1 protein-coding gene is annotated in these 305 nt (G+C 76.7%); it reads right to left on the reverse strand.

The window, feature by feature from the left end:
- Nucleotides 1-68: 68 nt before the first annotated feature.
- Nucleotides 69-305: hypothetical protein (locus tag NE591_RS14060; RefSeq protein ID WP_256156953.1), on the reverse strand; the 237-nt coding region annotated here is incomplete at its 5' end.

Here is a 305-nt window from a genome sequence, read left to right on the forward strand (position 1 = left end):
GGCCAGCGCCGAAAGCATCCTCGGCGCTGGCCTTTTGAGTTTGGGAAAGTGGCGCAGCGGGAAGACCGCTAGCGCGCGTGGCGGGCGCGAGCGCCGGAAGGCGCACCGTAAGCCGGCTTCACCGGCGCGAAGCCCTGGGCCTGGGCGGGAACGCCCGCAGCAGGACGGCCGGCTGCGGCGGGGTGCGCAGAAGCTGCTGCCGCGCGGCCCGCGCGGCTGCCGAACTGGAGGCTCGCCAGGCCCGTCGCGCCCAGGAGGCCGCCGCGGCCCAGCGCTCTTTCGGGTCGACCCCGGCCCGCGCGGCA

Origin of the sequence: Adlercreutzia sp. DFI.6.23, assembly GCF_024462535.1 — a bacterium.
In the GTDB taxonomy this organism is placed as follows: domain Bacteria; phylum Actinomycetota; class Coriobacteriia; order Coriobacteriales; family Eggerthellaceae; genus Adlercreutzia; species Adlercreutzia rubneri.